A 16,613-nucleotide genomic window follows, 5' to 3' on the forward strand; every position below is an offset into this window, starting at 1 on the left:
AAGATGTTGCAAAAAAAGATCTGTATGTTGGGCGGGTTCTCTGTTGGAAAGACGAGCCTGGTTCGCAGGTTTGTGAAAAGCATCTTTTCAGAGACCTACTTGACCACGGTGGGAGTGAAAATCGACAAAAAGAGTGTCGCACTCCCGGACAAAACAGTGGATCTGATTTTATGGGATTTGGCCGGCGAAGATGATATCGGCTCATTCCGCGTCAGCCATGTGCGAGGTGCGACAGGCCTCGTGCTTGTCGTCGATGGAACCCGCGCCGCTACCCTTACCGCTGCACTCACGCTGCGCGAGCGGGTCGAGGCTGAATTCGGTGCTATGCCGTTCGTACTGCTTTTCAACAAATCAGATCTGGCCGATCGGTGGGTAATACCAGATAGAGAAATTGACGAACTGAGGCAACGCGGATGGCAAGTCTATCTGACAAGTGCGCTCTCGGGTGAGCATGTCGATGATGCGTTTCTTAAACTCGCTTCGATGGTCACCAAATAGACCATGCAAAGATTGCCAAGAGAGGTCGGAAGCTGGATTTACGATTTCTTCTACAACGAGCGTGCTATTGCGTATGTGAAAATTGACGCCCAGCTGCGGACAGCGGCGAAGGGCGGTAACGTTGAACATTACGGGCTCTCATGCCTTCGCATCGGTAAGCCTGTAGCCGACCAGCTTGAATTCATGGAAGGTTTGCTGCCTTGCCCGGAGCTTCCATTTCATATGCCTATGGTCGAACTGCCCAGCGGGCGTGTCGCGGACCTTCATCTTTTTGCTGATGATGACTGCGTGTGGCTGCTCTTTCTTGATGCCACTGCCGAACGCGACAACAAGCAGCGGCTTCAACAGAAGGCTTATGAAATGACTCTTCTGCAAGAGAGGGAGCGCCAACTCAACGAGAAGTTACATTCGGCCAATGAGGCGTTGAGGAAGAGTCAGGAGGGATTGTCGCGTGAATACCAGCGCGCGGAATCCCTGCTCCTCAACATTCTTCCGGCGTCGATCGCGAAGCGGTTGAAAGCGCAAAAGAAAATTGCCGACAACCACGCGGAGGTGAGTGTGCTTTTTGCCGACATCGTCGGTTTTACCGAAAGAGCGCGCAGCGTCGGAGCGGTGACTACGCTCGCTATCTTGAATTACTTTTTCAAGGCGGCGGATAGGCTCTCGGAACGACACGGCTGCGAAAAGATCAAGACTATCGGCGATTGTGTCATGGTGGTCGCTGGCCTGCCCACCGCGCGATCCGATCATGCACGAGCCCTCACGCACTATGCAGTTGAACTGCGCAAGGCGGTCAAGCGCGAACTCTTCGCAGGAGAACCGATAAGGCTGAGAATTGGAATTCACTCGGGACCGATCGTCGCTGGCGTCATAGGCAAAAGGCGGTTCGCCTATGACCTGTGGGGCGAGACCGTTAATCTCGCCTCACGTATTCAAACGTCCGCGGAGCCCGGTGAAATCCGTATCTCCGATGCAACGCGCCAACTGCTTGGGCCAAAATTTGCTTGCGACCCACTTGAGGAAACGGAATTGCGTGGTGCAGGTCGTGTACGAATGTGGCGGCTCCCAGCCTGATTTCCGGTTGCCGATCCTGGAGCGCACTGCATCTCAAGCCGCAAATGATCAACGCAAAGATTTGACCCAACTAGTGACCCTCATTGGGCGACTTGGGGCTGGCTCGCAACGACAGTTACGGCCATCTGGGCCGTTTTCCCCACGCGTGGGCGGCATGGCAGGAACTGCTCGCGTCAATCCTGACTATTCGCTGGAATACCGTCGCAAAGTCTTGCCTTACAAGAACCCTGCCGATATCGAACTCACGGTCGACGGGCTCCGCAAGGCCGGAATAGTGCAATGACAAATGAGGGCATGCGGCCCGGATCAGACGCCAAAGGCTCGGCCTATCTTGCGCCATCGGGCGTTTTCACGAACCAGTTTCAGGTCGTCGGTCGTCTCGGCAAAGGTGTGCGAACGGTAGTGCCCGAGCAGGTCAGGAAACAGCCTCCCTGCCGGCAGGCCGGCAACCTGTTCGCGGACCGACATTTTTTCATCGATGACCCGGGTGCCCCAGGCATTTTCCCGAACCTGCAACTCGGCAGCCAGACCGCGCTCTTCCGGCGCGGTTTCATCCAGCGCGGCCAGCAGGATCGAATGGAAAAGCGCTACATAACCGATCTGCCTCAGGCCGCCCACGACCCGCACGCGCGGCAATATGGCAAGAACGAGGAACGTCAGGAACAAGTTCGGCAGCAGCACGCCGTCCAGCAGCGCCTGCTTGAGATGCGCCCGCTCGAACGGGATGGAAAGACCATTCGGCCTTTCAGGCTCGATCAGGTGCCCGTTCTCGAGGACGAGCTTGCGCACGCGCTCCTCGCGAATGCCCCAGAAATAGGCCGTGGCATTGGGCAGGAATCTGCCAAATGGGCTCGATTCGGTCTCTTGCAGGGTACGTTCGAGACGCTGACGCCTTGCGGGCTCAAGGAGCAGCTTGGAAAGAAGGCTGCTGTCATGGTCCAGATGCCGCGCCACGACGGAAGCCGCGAGCCGGTCATCGATGAACACCGGCCGAGCCATGCCGGAACGATCCCAATCGGCGACCAGATCCTCGTTGAGTTCTGTCAGTGCATCGGCGGCGGTTCCAAACACCTTGTCCTGGCTGGCGAGCAGTGTGCCCAGCCAGCGGCTGGCATCCGTTTCGTCGCCCACCGCTTCGAGCGCCCGCTTGTTGAGGGTGACCGGGCCGGCCGCGCAGGCGCTTTTGCGGCATAGTTTGTGGCGCCCCATGCCAAACAAGTTGACCTTGTCGTCGCCGACATCGAGCCATCCCGGCCCCTCCCGGCCAATTGTCTCCATGGTCATCGTCGTTCCCATGAAGCCGACGAAGGCCGACAGCCCGTTTTCGACCGCGCCGAGCCAGGCAAACAGGAGGGCATCGAAGGTGATCCGGTCCATCAGAAGCAGGCAGTGGAGGCCGGACTGAATCACCGGTCTGTGGTCGAATTCTTCAAGGGCCTTGCCGACCTCTTCAGGCTGCATGATCAAATCAAGGCGCTGATGCAGTATATCAAGCAGGATCGAACGGGCAGCGATCGCCGGACTCGATGCAGGCCTTGCCACCGGCCGCCACAGATGGCGGGCGTATTCGGAAACCGGTGCATTCCAGTTCTGCTCGATGTCACGCACGACTTCCGGGCAGAGCAGTGATAGCACTGCCAGAACATCCACCGGAGCCTTAAGGGTCGGATCAAAGTCCGTGGTCATCAGAACCGCAGCCGGGCCATGCTCAGAAGGTCGTGATACCGCCCTTCGGTAAAGCCGGCCTTCACATGCCGGCCTTCGACCTCGAAGCCGTGGCTTGTGTAGAGGCGGATGGCCGGTTCATTGTCGGCATAGACGGTCAATTCGACTCGCTTCAGGGCGCGCCAGTTGTCGGCCACGTCAAGCAGCGCGCCAAGTATGGCAGAGCCGATACCCTTGCCGACAAAGCCATCGTCAAGGCCGATATTGATCTCGCCGATGTGCGAACGGCGCGGCGAACCCTGCACGACCAGGCTGCCATGGCCGACGACCTTGCCGTCCAGCTCGGCAACGATCCAGGTGGTTTCCTGGCCGGACTTGGCGATACGCCGTTCTACCTGCTCCACCATCTCGAATGGCATCCTGAGCGTGCCCCAGCGGAAGCCCGGCATGTTGAAGATGGCGCAAAGCGCCTCCGCATCGCTTGGCCGAATGGCCCGGAGTTGCGGCTGGATTTTCTTTGCGAATGGCGAGGTCGTGCTGGTCATGGCTTTCCCGGCAAAGGCAATGGGCCCGGCACGATGCACCGGACATCATCTGAAAATCCAGCCATCTCATCATCCTATGATGCCGATTGCGCGCTGAAGTACCAGGAGACGGCGTAGAGTTTGAAGATGCCGCTGATTCCGATCCAGCCGAAAAGGGCGAGCCAGCACAATGTTCCCGTCGCCGTCCAGTCGATCCGGTGCACTGCGGCCTCGGTGATGACAAGGCCAAGGATGGCAAACAAGCCGACCAGAAACTGCGCCAGACCGAGCACCAGCAGCTCTTCGCGCGGCGCGCTTTTCCTGACGAGATATGTGCCGCCCGCTCCGGCGAGGAAGATGGCGCTGTAGACCTGAGCGTGGAAGGCGTCGATCGGCCACGGCCAGAAGCCGCCGAATGTCAGGGGAAACAGCAACAGACCGACGCCATAGAGCCCGAGGATCACCATTTCCATCGACATGTAGCCGCGCCATGCAGAGTTTAAGGTCACGCCCTTTGCGGAAGGACGGCCCCTGGCCCGCCAAAGGAACGATCCGGATACCGCGACCGAAGCAAGATAGACCAAGAACCAGAGCCAGGGCGCTTTGCGCTCGAAGTTGAAATAGCCGAGACTGAAGAACGAAGCCGCCGACACGATGACGGTGAAGATGAAGGCCATGACAAGCACGAGCCTGCCTGGCGACCAGCGGTTCCAGACCAGCAGCGCCGCCATCACGACCATTTCGGCGGTGTAGAAGCCGCCGAGGAAGCGGGCATTGAACGGCGTGACGGCCCAGGGCCAGCGCGGCTTGACCAGCGCAGGCGCGAAAAACAGGCCGGCGCCGACGATCAGGACGATGATGACTCCCGCCGAGAAAAGCCGCAGGGCCGCGGGAAATGGCGGGTTGCCGGGTGTCGGCGCGGGAGAAAGTCCCAAAGATGAATACCCCATGGACTCACCATAGTGCCGCTTGCGATCGGTGAAAATCCCGACGGAAATTGAACCGTCGCGCGGGCTTTGCCATTCGAATGGCCGTACGATCCGTTTCGAAGTAAGATGGAGCGCTCGGAACAAAGACCGGTTCCGGTGAACCACCTAGGGGGCGCATTTTCCGGAGCCTGCACGATGACCGAAATTCAGGATCTGTTCTCGCTTTTGCGGCAATCAACCGATGTCGATCTCCAGGCAATCGACGCGATCCGGCGGACCATCGCGGAAGGCAAGGATTATGAACTTTGCCGCATCAATGTGCCGGCTTTCGCCAGCAAGCATGGCCTCGACGAGGAACGCGCCATAAGCGCCTTCCTCCATGCGGCGCGGGTGGGCATCTTCGACATTTCATGGAATGTTCTGTGCCCCGGCTGTGGCGGCGTGCTCGACACCAACGCTACGCTGAAAACCCTGCAGAAGGACGAATACACCTGCGCGCTATGCTCCGAAGGCTATTCGCCGACCCTTGATGAGATGGTCGAGGTGACATTCACCGTCAGCCCTCGCGTGCGCAGGATTGCCGCCCACAATCCACACGAACTGCCGTTGGTGGAATATTTTCGCCAGATTTACTGGGGATCCGGCGTCGATCTGCCGGAAGAGGATCTGGCGAAAAACATAGGAGCGTTCTCGCTGGAGGATATCGAGCTGGCGCCGGGTGAAAAGGCCGTCCTGCTTATACAGCTTCCGCCCGAATTCATCATCGTCTTCGAGCCGGTCACCCATTCAGCGCAGTTCATCGACGCGAAGGGCAAACCAACAAAAGAGCGGCGAAGCCTGTCTTTGGCTTTCGACCGCGACCATGTCCAGAACCAGACACTGGAAATGCTACCCGGTCCGCTGCGTATTTCGCTGGAAAACAGGACCGACACCCGCGTGCTGCCGGCAGTCTTCATCGCCGGCGAGGCATTGCATAATCTCCTGGGCAAACGCCGGCCTTTTCTGACCGCCAAGCGCCTGCTCACCAACCAGACGTTCCGCGACCTCTATCGTACGGATACGCTCGACATCAACCAGCGCCTGAAGATCACCAGCCTCACCTTCCTGTTCACCGACCTGCGCGGATCGACCGCGCTTTACGAGCGGGTGGGCGACCTTTCAGCCTTCGATCTCGTGCACGTGCATTTCCAGGTTCTGCACGAGATCGTCGCGGCGGAGGCAGGCGCGGTGGTGAAGACCATCGGTGATGCGGTGATGGCGACATTCGCGACGCCTGATCGCGCGATGGCTGCGGCCCTCAGGATGCGTGATGCCATGCGTGCGCTCAATGACAGAAGCGGGCGCGAGGATCTGCTGCTCAAGATCGGTGTCCATGCCGGCCCCTGCATCGCCGTGTCCATGAACGAGCGACAGGACTATTTCGGCCAGACGGTCAACATTGCTTCACGGGTCCAGAACCTGGCCAACGCACAGGCTATCTTCGCCACCCGTGCAGTGGTCGACGACAATCTCACCGCCGATCTGTTGCGCAGGAACGCTCTGACGCCCGTGCTTCACGAAGTCTCGCTGCGCGGCATCGAGCGGGAGATAGCGGTGTATACAATCCCCTGAGCAATTGGGCCGTCCAGAGCAATTCCAAGGAAGTGTAAACGGTTTTCGGGAAAAGCGCCTAGCACTTTCCCTTGGAATTGCGGTAGAGCATCGTTTGCGTGAAAAGATGAGGGCTCTCGGCCGCTCACACGCGCTTGCAGAGGAAATAACGATCGGCGGGCTCTGAAGTCGGCGCCGGGAGGCGTTGCAGCAGCGGGTGATCGAGCGGCGTGCCACTGACCGCGAAGCCGCCGACGCGAAGCAGGCTCGCAATCAGATCGGGAAGCCAGGTAGCAGTCACTGCATCGCGATCGTCATAGCCGGTGCCGATGTCGGCATGAACAAGGGCGGCTTCGATGCCAATGAACTTGCGGGCCGTCTCGCGTATTTCGCCGAGCACGAGGTTTTCGGCTTCGGGAATTGAGCTGGCATGTGCACCGACTTCGCGGTCGAACACCACGATCCGGCGCCCGGGCAGGCGCTCGCGCAGATGGTGGAACGTCCGTCCGTTGCCGAGGCCGAGCTCGAGCACAAGCCCCTCCATCTTCGCCACCTCGACGCAGACTTGGTCGAGAATGTCGCGCTGTGCGGTCATCCTGCTGATGAAATTCTCAAGGCGACTCATATGCTTTGTGTGTCCTGAACCAGCTCAAGATCGGCAATGCCTCCGACACGAACTGTTCACGGGTGTATCCCGAAGGCGTAGTGCCAAACTCGATCACGTGTCGGAACATATAGAGGCGGACGATGAACACTGCAACAACCGTACAGGCAGCCGGCAAGGATCATACCGGGTGGAATAGGCGGCACGGCGCGCGGCAAAATAACGACCTCACTTGTAGGGATCTGCGGCGTCCCGCAAGCCGTCACCGAGGAAGTTAAACGCCATGATGACGAGAATGACGGGGAGCATCGGCAGGAGAAGCCATGGATAGAACGCGATCACGCTGACGCTGCGCGCCTCGGTGAGCAGGATTCCCCAGCTGGTTATCGGCGCCCTCAGGCCGAGCCCGAGGAAGCTCAGCGCCGTCTCGCCCAGGATCATGCCAGGAATCGAGAGCGTCGCCGTCGCGATCAGATGCGACATGAAGCCGGGAATGAGATGCCGCCTAATGATGCGGCTGCTTCCGGCGCCCATCAACTGCGCGGCGAGAACGTAATCTTCCTCGCGCAAGGCCAGAAGCTTTGAACGCACGGCCCGCGCCAGTCCGGTCCAGTCGAGCACTCCGAGGATGACGGTGATGCCGAAATAGATCAGGATTGGGCTCCAGGTTATCGGCATGATCGCCGCCAGGGCCAACCATAGCGGAATGCTGGGAATCGATTGCAGAACTTCGATTATTCGTTGAACGATCAGGTCGAAGATACCGCCGTGATAACCGGCCAGTCCGCCGATGACGATGCCCAGCAGGAAGCTGAAACTGATGCCGACGAGGCCGATTGTCAGTGAAATGCGTGCGCCATAGATCATGCGCGAGAGCACGTCGCGCCCCAGCCGGTCGGTGCCCGCCAGGAAAAGCTGACCGTTTTCGGCAGCGCAGACAAAATGCCTGTCACCTTCGATCAGGCCCCAGAACCGGTAACGATCGGCCTTGCAGAAGAAACGGAGCCGCTGAACATCGTCCTGGTTGTCGATGTAGTTCCGCTTGAGCGTGTCCATGTCCAGCGTCATCTGGCGGCCATAGACGAACGGCCCGACGAACTGGCCGTTGTGGAACAGGTGCACCTGCTGCGGCGGCGAATAGATGTAGTCCATGTTGCGCGTGTGCAGGTTGTAGGGCGCCAGGAACTCGCAGATTAATATCCCGAAATAAAGCACTACCAGGAATATGCCGGATACAAGGGCGAGCCGGTGCAAGCGGAATTTCCACCACATCAGCCGCAACTGCGACGCCTGAAAGACCTTCGACTGCTCCACCGTCATCGCCTCGACCGACTGCAGGTCAAAGGGCGCGCTGGAAACATAGTGTTCTAGTGGAGCACTCGGTGCGGGGAGCGGCGAATCCGTTTTCATTTGGTGCTGCCGCCCTGCAAACGAATTCGTGGATCCAGCAGCGCCAGCGCCAGGTCGGAAATCAGGACGCCGATAACCGTCAGGAAGGCGAGGAACATCAGGAACGACCCCGCCAGATACATGTCCTGGCTTTGCAGCGCCTTGATCAGCATCGGCCCGGTCGTTTCCAAAGACAGCACGATCGCGGTGATTTCGGCGCCGGAGATGATGGCCGGCAGGATGGAGCCGATGTCGGAAATAAAGAAATTGAGCGCCATGCGCAGCGGATATTTGACCAGCGCCCTGAACGGATGAAGACCTTTGGCGCGCGCGGTCACCACATATTGCTTGTGTAGCTCATCGAGCAGATTGGCGCGCAGCCGCCGGATCATGCTTGCCGTGCCGCCGGTGCCGATGATCAAGACCGGGATCCAGAGATGGGAGAGTATCGACTTCGCCTTGGCCCAGCTCATCGGCTCGCTGAGATATTGCGGGTCCATGAGATGGCCGATGGACGTGCCGAACCAGATGTTGGCGAAATACATCAGGATCAGCGCCAGCATGAAGTTCGGAATGGCAAGGCCTAGGAGGCCAAAAAAGGTCAGGCCGTAATCGCCCCAACTGTATTGATGCGTCGCGGAGTACATGCCGATCGGAAAGGCGATGAGCCAAGTGAAGATGATCGTGACGAAGGAAACCAGCACAGTCAGCCACATTCGGTCCCCGACGACGTCGCGAACCGGCAACTCATACTCGAAGGAATAGCCGAAATCGCCGTGCAGCATCCCGCCGACCCAATAGAAGTAACGAATGATCGGCGGCTTGTCGAAACCATATTCCTTGCGCATCATCTCGATGCGATCGGAATCCACCCCTTCGCCCTGTGCCCGAAGCTCGGCGACATAGCTGTCGAAATAGTCGCCGGGGGGAAGTTCGATGATCGTGAACACCAGCGCTGATATCACCAGCAGCGTTGGAACCATCACAGTAATGCGCCAGACAATATATCGAAGCACGCTCAGGACTCTCCAAGCCAGAATGTATCCGGCATGTAGACACCGAAATAGGCGGTCGGATCGTAGCCGAAGAGCGCCTTGTCAGGCAGATTGCGCAGCCGTGAGGACACCAGAATCGGCTGATGCGTTCCGTTCACGGTCCCGATCGAAAACACCTGATCGGTGTAGATCGACAGCATCGAATTCCAGATTTCGGCGCGCTCTGTCGCTTCGGTCGATGCGTTCCAGCGCTTGAGCAAAACCATTAACTCGATCACTGCAGGAAGATCGGGCGCCTCGCCCATCTTGCCATGAGACAAGTAGTGAGCACCCCAGAGCGGCCATTGCAGCTGATCGTCGATTGTGGGGGCCAACTGACTCGGGTTCATGTCGGCGGTCGGCACGCCATTGTCGATGCCCGACCACATCGACATCATGATCTGGCCGCCAAGCGCGCGGCTGCGGAAGATGTCGCGCTGCGAAGTCCGGATGAACAGGGCGATGCCGATCTTTCGCCAGTGATCGGTGATGAGTTCGAGCGCGTCGGTTTCCAGCGTGCTTTCGCCGGCGGTTTCCACGATGATCTGGGCAGAGCGTCCATCGGGAAGTATCCGCAGGCCGTCATCGTCACGTGCCAGAAGCCCGACCTCGTCGAGCAGCGCGTTGGCCTGGTCGGGATCATGGGCAACCCAAGCTTTAGCGAATTCCGGCCGGTAGAGCGGGCTCTCGGACAAAACCGTATCGGCGCTTTCCTGCGCCAATCCGTAGAACACGGCCATATTGATCTCGCGCCTGTCCACGGCGAGCGAAAGTGCGCGGCGCACGCGCACGTCACGCAGAAGGCCACGCCACACCTGGTCGGCACAATTCAGATTCGGCAGCAGCGCCAGCCGAGAACCCTGTGTGCGTTTCCACAGGTGCATCTTCACCGGATAGCGCTTCTCCGCGTCCTTCAGGAAGGAGTAATCGCTGAAGTCAATTCCCATGCATTGCAGGTCGCTCTCGCCCGCCCCGGTCTTCGCGGAGATGATCGCCGATGAGCTGACATTCATGATGATTCGGTCAACATAGGGCAGTTGCCGGCCGTTCTCGTCTGTCCGATGAAAGAAGGGGTTGCGCTCGAAGATGAATTGCTCGGCCGGCGGCTTGGTTCGGTTCTGCCAGGGGTCGAGCGTCGGCAGTTCCGGGTTCTCCGGGCGATATTGCCGCGACATACGGATATGCAGGAGCGTCCATTTCTGGGTCCGGTTCTCCTTCATCAGGCCGGCGAGCCGGAATGGATCCTGATATTTCTTGTGGAACTGCTTGAGATAGGCGGATGGCAGAACAAGCGATATCGGCGAAGCGGCAGCGAGCTTGGGCAGGAAGTCGGGATTGGGCGCATCCCAACTATAGCGCACCGTCAACGGATCGACGATCTCGAAGCGTGGCGGCTTGCCGTCCGCCATCAGGGTCGGGGCGAGCCCGCCTTGCGAAAGCTCATCGTTCAGCCAGACATCTTCCCAACAATAGCGAAAATCCTCCGGCGTCAGCAGGCTGCCGTCGGACCATTTGTGTCCTTCTCGTATCTTGAACGTGAAGATGCGATCATCCGCGACGTCGAAATTTTCGAGAATGTCGGCCTGCAAGCTAAGCTTTTCGTCGTAGCCGACCAGGCGAGAATATCCGTAAATCGTCATCATCCGGATATCTTTCTGGCTGCCGATGATCGTACGCAGCGTGCCGCCATATTGGCCCGGCTGCCGGCCCATCGTGGCGAGATTCAAGGCGCGCGGGCTCTTGGGCAGGCGCTCGGTGAGTGCTGGCAGCGCCCTGGCCGTCAGCTGCGGCCGAAGAAATTCCGGCTCCAGGTCGCCAGCGCGCGACGTGCCCGGCAGGAGTGCCGAAGCCATCACGCCAAGGACGGTGCGACGGCTGATCAATGGCGTAACTCGCTGACATCGGCCGAACGTCGGGCCAGCACGAGGTGGCCGCCGCCAAGATCGAGCGGCGCCAGGACATCCTCGTCGCCTTCTTCGCGGAATTGTGGTCCCCATGCGCTGGTGTCAGAAGCGCCGCCGAGCTTCAGCGTCTTGAAATCCATCGGCCGGTCGAGATCGGGGAAAGGTACCGCGGCGACCAGGGAGCGCGTGTAGGGGTGGATTGGTTTCCTGAGCAGAATTTCGCGCGGCGCAAGCTCGACGATACGCCCGCCGCACATCACCGCGATGCGGTCTGCCATGTAGTCCACCACCGCCAGATTGTGGGATATGAACAGGTAGGTCAGGCCCAGTTCTTTTTGCAGGTCCTTCAGAAGATTCAGGATCTGCGCCTGGACAGAGACATCGAGCGCCGAAACCGGCTCGTCGCAGATCAGGAGTTCAGGCCCCAGCGCCAATGCGCGCGCGATGCCGATGCGCTGACGCTGCCCGCCGGAGAAACTGTGCGGATAACGCTTGATGAAGCGCGGATCGAGCCCGATTGCCTGCATCAGGCTCTTGACCGTGGCGAGTCGGGACGCCGCATTGCCACGCTCATGGATCTCCAGCGGCTCGCTCAAGATGTTCTCCACCGTCATGCGAGGTGAAAGCGACGAAACCGGGTCCTGGAAGACCATCTGGATTTTCGCGCGCAATATGCGCAGGGCATCTCCCTCTGCGCCCAGGACGTCGGTCGGTCCATCGCGGCCGTTGAAGATCACAGAACCGCCGCTGGGGGTAATGGCCCGCATGAGGATCTTGCTGACGGTTGTTTTGCCACAGCCGCTTTCGCCGACCAGACCCAGACACTCACCCCGCCTGATGTCGAAGCTCACGCCGTCCACGGCGCGAACAGAGGATTGATGACCCCCGCTGAACCATCCTGACTTGCGGATGGTGAAGGTCTTAGTCAGATCCCTTACCGACAGCAGGATGTCGTCTGGCCCCTTCGATGCCGGGGCAGTCTGCTTGCCGAGCAGGTTCCCGACATTCACCGGCACCTCGCGGAGCGCCTTTAGCCTTTCACCGGGCTTCAGGTCGAAATGCGGAACGGCTGCCATTAGGCCCTTCAGGTAAGGGTGGCCCGGCCGGCGGAATATCGCCTCGACAGGCCCCATTTCCATGATCTCGCCATGGTACATGACCACCACCTCGTCGGCGACATTGGCGACCACGCCGAGGTCGTGCGTGATCAGCAGCATCGCCATGTTCAGCTTGGTCTGAAGCCCGCGCAGCAATTGCAGGATTTGCGCCTGGATGGTGACGTCCAACGCCGTCGTCGGCTCGTCGGCGATCAACAAAGCAGGCCGGCAGATAAGCGCCATGGCGATCATGGCGCGTTGCCGCAATCCTCCCGAAAGTTCAAATGGATACATGTCGTAGGCGCGCTTGGGATTGGGGAAGCCGACAAGGCCGAGCATTTCCTCGGTCCGCGCCTTGCGCTCCGCCCGAGCCATAGGCGTATGAATCTGCAAGGATTCGCTGACCTGGTTGCCGATCGTGTGCAGCGGCGAGAGCGATGTCATTGGCTCCTGAAAGATTTTGCCGATGCGGCTGCCTCTCAACGCCCGGATTTCGGTTCCGTCACGCTGCATCTGCAGGATGTCTTGCGTCGTGCCGGGCTTTTCAGGATCAGAAAACAGGATACGGCCGCGAACGTGGGCCGTATTCGGCAAAATGCCCATCACTGCCTGGCTGAGAACCGATTTTCCGGAACCGGACTCGCCCACAAGCGCGGTAACCTTGCCGGGCAGGACGCGGAGATTTGCGCGTCTGACGGCATGCAACGGTCCCCCGATCATGGCAAAAGAGATGCCAAGATCCTCGATCCGCAGCAGATCAATGCCCGAATTCATCCTCACACCAGCCCCACTCTGGCAGTCTGCCGGGCGGCAGACCCAAAAAGCGAGACTAGCGTATTGCCAGCCTAGAGCAACTTGGATTCGAATCGAATTCCGCGACGGAACCGGCGACCGGGCTGCACACCAAGGCTTTCGGACCGGATCGTGTCGGTTACTGGAGCTTCCTCCGGTCGCTTGCCGACAACCGCGCGGCATCGCGATGAAGCAGCATGACCTGCTCGGCGTCCGATATCCGGTCCTGAATCGGCGCAGCGTCTTCATCGAGCGCGAGAGCACCCGACAAATCGGGTGAAAGCACCGTCAGCTTCTGCTTGATACCCGCCAGTTCCTCCGTGCCGAGCGTCAGCCAACTGTTGTCGCCGCAATAGCTGGCGAAGTCCTTGCTGGCGAGAACGCTGTGCGGATATTTCTTGGTCAGGGTCTGGAGACGCTGGACCTCGTTTACAGCCGAGCCGAAGACAGAGAATGTCAGCCGGTCGGTAAGTCCGACATTGCCGAACATCACATTGCCGACATGCAGGCCGATACCAAACTTTATGTCGCCCAACCCCTGCTCCTTTCTGCGCAGATTGAGCTCCATCATGCGCGCGCTGGCCTTGTGCGCTGCCGCAAGAGCAGCCTGGCAGGCGATCTCGGACTGCGAGCGATGCCTTTCGCAGGGGTAGACGGCGATGAAGCCATCCCCCAGGAAACTCATGATCTGCCCGCCTTTGCGATTGAAAGGTGCAGCGATGGCATCGAAAAACTGGTTCAGCGTATCGATGTAGATTTCGCGACCGGAGGTTTCGGCAAGCCTTGTCGACCCCCGCATATCGCCCATGACCAGTGCGGCCCGGATTGTGTCACCCTCGCCGCGCTTGATCTGGCCGTCCAGCACACGTCTGCCGGCGTCGCCGCCAAGATAAGTGGTCATCATGTTGTCGGCGAGCTTCGTGAGCACCGCCATCTTGGTGGCGATAGCGAGATAGTTCTGGATCCGCAATAGCGCCGAAATCATGCCGTCGCTGAAGCCAGACGCACTGTCGGTCGACCACGACCCCATCATGCCCTGGCTGGTATCGCCGTTGAAGGGATGCACGAATGCCATGTAATCGGTGACGCCCATACGCCTGAGGTCGTCGAAAACAGGAAACTCCGACCGCACCGAGGGGTCAAGCCGGCGCCGCAGGTGGTCGAGCTTGTTGCTGAGCAGATGGTAGTATGGGCTGGTCAGGAATCTGTCGGAATGAACGCCGTTCTCACTGCGGAAGCCTTCCACTTCCAGGCCCTGGCCGCGAAGCCAGGTAAAACCAAGCGCGTCATAGAGCGGATGAAGCATCGAAAAGCTCAAATGCACCCGCTTCAGCGGCAGGCCGGCAGCAGCCAACCGTTCACAAAAGCCCTTTACCAATGTTTCCAGGTCGTTGCCCGCCAGCGCCGATTGGCTCAGCCAGTCGGCAACTTTATCCATGAGAATGGTGGAAACTTCTGCTTGCGCTGTGCTCATGCTATCTCAAACCCGTCGAAGACGAGCCATCTCCTTTGATCCGCCACACAAGTGAAGGCAGTGAAGCCGGCTTCGGCGACGAAAGCCGGCGAAGAATTTCCTAAATAACTCCTTGCAGGAAGGAAGCAGGCGTAAACAGCATCTATCACCTGGAACCCTATGTGGCGAGGCTTCCGGCGGAGTGCAATCTCGATGCTGACATCGGGCAAAGAATTCGCCGTCTCAGACATGGTCGGGCCTTCACCACCACTGTCGCTTGGACCAGCCCGAGGCGGCCAAAATCATTGCGTGTGTCGACGACCAGAGGAGCGTGATCAGCGATCGCCTGATAGTCGATCGCGTCGTGGTAGGTTGCCACGACGACAGCATCGGATCCTTCGGGGATCCTCTCCGGCTCCCGGTGTTTCGTCAGCGGTGTCGGAACGCAGATTATGATGGCATCGCAGACGGCTAGTTCGGCAAATCCGCAGTGGTGCGGAACCGCCCGGCCGGCACGGCTGTCGACGTCACTGCCTCAAGTAGGATTGGCCGTTGCTCAGGCATCGACCTTCCGGGCTTCGATGTCGAAGCCGGAAACCGGGAACCCGGCGCGTGCGATCGCAACCGACAGCGGCAACCCGACATAGCTCGGTCCGATCACGCCGACTTGCGCGACGCACCTCGAAATCCGGTTCAGAAGACGGTCATATGTTGATCGTTAGGCGTCCAAAAATCTGCTTTCCCGTCAATTCGGACAGGCTACCCGCTCCCATGGCGCGGCTCACCGGTGCCAAGAACCATGAGTGAGGGCATATTGCGGAAATCGATTTCCGCAAGCAGTCAGCAGACCGGCGCCTTCGCCTTCAGGCTTGCGGCAGCCATCGCGTAGCCGCCGGCGGCGCCATCGATGAAATGAACATGATCGCGCTGCAGCGGCGAGATGACGAGGCAGGTCATCAAGGCCGACTTCTGGCGGTGCAGGCCATAATTGCAGATGCCCGCCTCTTCCGCCTGCTTCAGCCGGTCTTGGATCCGATGCAGCACATCCGCGTCAACGTCGATGGTCATCTTCAAGCCGTCGTCGAACTTTCGGAAATCCGAATTGCTGGCCACCTCGCGTTTGTAGACCTTCGGATCGAAACGGCCAATCGTCCAGCCAAATCGATCGGTTACAGCCGTAAGCGTCATCAGGAACACGATCCACAGCTTCGACCGCCACCGCCATCCTGCCGTGGCCATCGCCCGCGCCTCGACATCCAGGCCGGCGGGCAGCAGACTGTAGCCCGGGCCGTCCACCGGCACCGGGTGGCCATCGCGCTCCTGCCTGCCGGCGAGGGCGATGATGTCGGAAGCCAGAAACTGAAACCCGCGCAAGTCGCGCGACGCCCCCGGTGTGGCTATGATCGAGACGATTTCGCCATGCCGTGCTTCGATCGGGTTCCAACGGCAGGAAAGGCCGGTCAGATCCGGCCGCGCGCCGACCGGCGCAGGATCGATGCGGTAGCGCCCCGCTTTCATCTCAGCTTCCGCCCAACTGCCGCCACCGCCGGCGAACATGGCATAGAAGGCCGCTTCGGAGGCCTGGAACCTCGCCACGCGAACGTCGAGGCCCTGCGCCCTTATGTCCCCTATCGGCACGATCGCGGCGCGCAAGGTCAGGCCCAGTTCGTCCGCCACCCATCTTTGGACGGCCGCCAGCGCGTTGCGGGCGATCTCCAGCGCCGAGCCGGGAAACGCCACGAGTGCGCCGTCGCCGCCGAAGACAAAGGGGAGATCTTGCCGACCCAGCGCATTGAGCAGCGCCGAAATGACGCTTGCGCCGGCCATATTGACGGTTTTATAGCGCCCCGCCTCGATCGCCTTGGTCGAGCCGACAATGTCGGCAGTGGCCAGCGCCCAGCCATCGGGGAGGGGCCGATAGTTATCGATATCGGCAACGCTTTCGAACTTTGCGAAGACCGGCAAAGAAGCGACAAAAGGGTCGGACGCGACAGCTGTTTCCATGGCCATCAGATAGCACATTCCACGACTTGAAGGTGAAGTCGATCACGCTTGGAAAT

At 59.7% G+C, this 16,613-nt stretch carries 14 protein-coding genes; 3 read left to right on the forward strand and 11 right to left on the reverse strand.

Features of this window, described 5'->3' with window-relative positions; translation table 11 throughout:
* Positions 1-3 precede the first annotated feature (3 nt).
* Complete coding sequence (locus tag NKI66_RS15775) at positions 4-498, forward strand: Rab family GTPase (protein WP_023809564.1); 495 nt, start codon at positions 4-6, stop codon at positions 496-498.
* Positions 499-501: 3 nt separating this feature from the next.
* On the forward strand, positions 502-1,572 hold the full coding sequence (locus NKI66_RS15780) for an adenylate/guanylate cyclase domain-containing protein (protein ID WP_128303844.1): 1,071 nt from the start codon (positions 502-504) through the stop codon (positions 1,570-1,572).
* A 306-nt stretch (positions 1,573-1,878) separates the two neighbouring features.
* Here NKI66_RS15780 and NKI66_RS15785 read toward each other — a convergent pair whose 3' ends face one another.
* The 3 genes from NKI66_RS15785 to NKI66_RS15795 form a co-directional block, all read right to left on the reverse strand.
* The gene (locus NKI66_RS15785; protein WP_031212620.1) at positions 1,879-3,258 is read right to left on the reverse strand and encodes a hypothetical protein; all 1,380 of its coding nucleotides are present in this window, start codon (positions 3,256-3,258) and stop codon (positions 1,879-1,881) included.
* Positions 3,258-3,782 (reverse strand): GNAT family N-acetyltransferase, encoded by a 525-nt coding sequence (locus NKI66_RS15790; RefSeq protein ID WP_352630582.1) that lies wholly within the window; start codon positions 3,780-3,782, stop codon positions 3,258-3,260. The genes NKI66_RS15785 and NKI66_RS15790 overlap by 1 nt, the downstream gene beginning before the upstream one ends.
* A gap of 74 nt (positions 3,783-3,856) precedes the next feature.
* Entirely contained in the window at positions 3,857-4,696 is an 840-nt protein-coding gene (locus NKI66_RS15795) for a hypothetical protein (RefSeq protein WP_023809559.1), read from the reverse strand.
* Positions 4,697-4,885: 189 nt separating this feature from the next.
* Here NKI66_RS15795 and NKI66_RS15800 point away from each other — a divergent pair, with 189 nt between their 5' ends.
* Positions 4,886-6,301: an adenylate/guanylate cyclase domain-containing protein gene (locus tag NKI66_RS15800; protein ID WP_023809558.1), complete on the forward strand. Its 1,416-nt coding sequence runs from the start codon at positions 4,886-4,888 to the stop codon at positions 6,299-6,301.
* A gap of 124 nt (positions 6,302-6,425) precedes the next feature.
* On the opposite strand, the gene NKI66_RS15805 is transcribed toward NKI66_RS15800, so the two are convergent.
* The 8 genes from NKI66_RS15805 to NKI66_RS15840 all read right to left on the reverse strand — a co-directional run bounded on the left by NKI66_RS15805 (position 6,426) and on the right by NKI66_RS15840 (position 16,575).
* The gene (locus tag NKI66_RS15805) at positions 6,426-6,905 is read right to left on the reverse strand and encodes a class I SAM-dependent methyltransferase (RefSeq protein ID WP_023809557.1); all 480 of its coding nucleotides are present in this window, start codon (positions 6,903-6,905) and stop codon (positions 6,426-6,428) included.
* 207 nt (positions 6,906-7,112) lie between these two features.
* Positions 7,113-8,294, reverse strand: a complete 1,182-nt coding sequence (locus tag NKI66_RS15810; protein ID WP_031212616.1) for an ABC transporter permease — start codon at positions 8,292-8,294, stop codon at positions 7,113-7,115.
* On the reverse strand, positions 8,291-9,289 hold the full coding sequence (locus NKI66_RS15815) for an ABC transporter permease (protein ID WP_023809555.1): 999 nt from the start codon (positions 9,287-9,289) through the stop codon (positions 8,291-8,293). The genes NKI66_RS15810 and NKI66_RS15815 overlap by 4 nt, the downstream gene beginning before the upstream one ends.
* A gap of 2 nt (positions 9,290-9,291) precedes the next feature.
* A complete protein-coding gene (locus NKI66_RS15820) occupies positions 9,292-11,190 on the reverse strand; it encodes an ABC transporter substrate-binding protein (protein ID WP_023809554.1) in 1,899 nt (632 codons plus the stop codon).
* The gene (locus NKI66_RS15825) at positions 11,187-13,082 is read right to left on the reverse strand and encodes an ABC transporter ATP-binding protein (protein WP_023809553.1); all 1,896 of its coding nucleotides are present in this window, start codon (positions 13,080-13,082) and stop codon (positions 11,187-11,189) included. Before NKI66_RS15825 ends, NKI66_RS15820 begins: the two co-directional genes overlap by 4 nt.
* Positions 13,083-13,239: 157 nt before the next feature.
* Positions 13,240-14,574 carry an adenylate/guanylate cyclase domain-containing protein gene (locus NKI66_RS15830; protein WP_352442503.1) on the reverse strand — a complete coding sequence of 445 codons (1,335 nt, stop codon included), beginning with the start codon at positions 14,572-14,574 and terminating at the stop codon, positions 13,240-13,242.
* Between the two features lie 535 nt (positions 14,575-15,109).
* Positions 15,110-15,214 (reverse strand): hypothetical protein, encoded by a 105-nt coding sequence (locus NKI66_RS15835; protein ID WP_023809549.1) that lies wholly within the window; start codon positions 15,212-15,214, stop codon positions 15,110-15,112.
* A gap of 179 nt (positions 15,215-15,393) precedes the next feature.
* The gene (locus NKI66_RS15840) at positions 15,394-16,575 is read right to left on the reverse strand and encodes a DUF3095 domain-containing protein (RefSeq protein ID WP_081734769.1); all 1,182 of its coding nucleotides are present in this window, start codon (positions 16,573-16,575) and stop codon (positions 15,394-15,396) included.
* Positions 16,576-16,613: the final 38 nt, after the last annotated feature.

The sequence above is a fragment of the Mesorhizobium sp. M0518 genome, from assembly GCF_040321125.1.
In the GTDB taxonomy this organism is placed as follows: domain Bacteria; phylum Pseudomonadota; class Alphaproteobacteria; order Rhizobiales; family Rhizobiaceae; genus Mesorhizobium.